Origin of the sequence: Marinobacter sp. (genome assembly GCF_035268745.1) — a bacterium.
In the GTDB taxonomy this organism is placed as follows: domain Bacteria; phylum Pseudomonadota; class Gammaproteobacteria; order Pseudomonadales; family Oleiphilaceae; genus Marinobacter.
Genome location: NZ_DATFKH010000181.1, coordinates 1 through 1,825 on the forward strand (window position 1 = coordinate 1; position 1,825 = coordinate 1,825).

Annotated in this window: 2 protein-coding genes; both read left to right on the forward strand. The window is 57.0% G+C overall.

Going from position 1 to position 1,825, the window contains the following annotated elements:
• Positions 1-354 (forward strand): FixH family protein (locus tag VJ956_RS12675; protein WP_324085407.1); only part of this gene is annotated, 354 nt, incomplete at its 5' end.
• Between the two features lie 41 nt (positions 355-395).
• Positions 396-1,586, forward strand: coding sequence for a cytochrome-c peroxidase (locus tag VJ956_RS12680; protein WP_324085408.1), 1,191 nt, complete (start codon positions 396-398; stop codon positions 1,584-1,586).
• Positions 1,587-1,825 lie beyond the last annotated feature (239 nt).

The window sequence follows — 1,825 nt, forward strand, 5'->3', positions numbered from 1 at the left end:
GCCGATGACTGTCGCGAGGGTTGTGAAGCTGTGTCCCGTGATGGCCACTTCCAGGTGGTTGCCAGGCCCGTGCCAGAGAAACCTCCTCTTCGTGAGTACCATGACTGGACTGTGGAGGTTAAGGATGCCAACGGCAGCCCGGCAGATCTGGCCGCGCTGTCTGTAAGTGGCGGTATGCCCGGCCATGGTCACGGATTGCCCAGCCAACCAAAGGTGCATGAACACCTGGGCGACGGGCGGTATCGTATTTCCGGGTTTCTGTTCAATATGCACGGTGAGTGGAAGCTGCGATTCCATCTTGCAGGGCAGAACCGGGAGGACGTAGCCGAACTGACACTAAATCTGGGCTACTGATGTTCTGCCGTCTTTTCCCGTTCCTCTGTGCGGGCGTCCTGTTGTTCACTTCTCCGGTCAGTGCCGATTTGCCCGGCAACCTGTCCGAAGCTGACCTTCGCATTCTTCAGTCATTGAGCCTTGCTGGCCTCGGGCCGGTGCCCGCCAGCCCCTCCAACCGGGTGGCGGATGATGAAAGGGCTGTGACAATGGGAAAGGCACTGTTTTTTGATACTACTCTCAGCATTGACGGCTCGCTTTCTTGTGCAAGCTGCCACCAGGCCGAAATGGCTTTCACCGATGGCAAGTCACTGGCCGAAGGAATGGCCACAACAACCCGCAACACTCCCACACTTTATGGCGCAGCCTACCTGGACTGGCTCTACTGGGATGGCCGGCGGGACTCATTATGGTCCCAGGCGCTGGTACCCTTTGAGGACGCAAACGAAATGGGCACCAGCCGGGTTGCGGTCGTGCAGCGGGTATTGACCGACCCGGATTACCAGAAGGACTACCGGGCCTTGTTTGGCCCTCCTCCGGAACTGGACTGGAACAGTATTCCCGACCAGGCCACACCTATTGGCGTTACTGCGCGTCAGAACGCCTGGTACCGTCTGCCCCGCCAGACACAGCAGCAGATCAACAGAGTGTTCGCCAACATCGGCAAAACCCTGGAGGCCTACCAGCGCACCCTCCACCCGCCGGAAACCCGGTTCGACCGGTTTGTTGAAGTCCTCAGCAGAGGCCAAACAGAGCGGGCAGGCAAGCTGGTTTCCGCGGCGGAGTTACGTGGGATGAAGCTCTATACCGATACTGAGCGGACGCAATGCCTCCAGTGCCACAATGGGCCGCTGTTAAGCAATGGTGGGTTCCACAATATAGGTAGCGGACGGTTTTCCGGACAGTCCACGGATTCTGGCCGGATTTTCGGGCTGCAGGCGGTGCTCATGGACGAATTCAATTGCCTTGGCGATTACAGTGACGCTGCGCCCGGGCAGTGCGATGCGCTCAATCACGTATCGCAGGAGGCACATCAGACCTTACGTGGTGCGTTCAAGACACCGACCTTGCGATATCTTGTACGAACAGGACCATACTTTCATGACGGTCGCTTCGAAACCCTGGCAGAAGTGGTGAATTACTACCAGAATCCTCCGGAAAATGGACCAAATGGCCATCATGAGTTGAGACCCATGAATCTGACGGATCAGCAAAAACAAGCGCTGATCGCTTTTCTTGGAATGCTGGATTAGCGTGGCGAATCAGAAAACCGGTGTCTTTGGAGGCGAGTAATTCAGCCACCTTTTCCCGGGGCAGTAAAGGGCGTTAATCTCAACTACACTTTCGGTGAAAACACTGCGACCGAGGAGGGCTCCCGACATGGCTAACCGACCAAGCGTAGTTCTATTCGATGTCCTTGAGACCCTGATTGATCTTGATCCTCTGGCGGCCCGGCTGGAGGAGGTTGGTCAGCCAGCGAGCATTCTGGAGC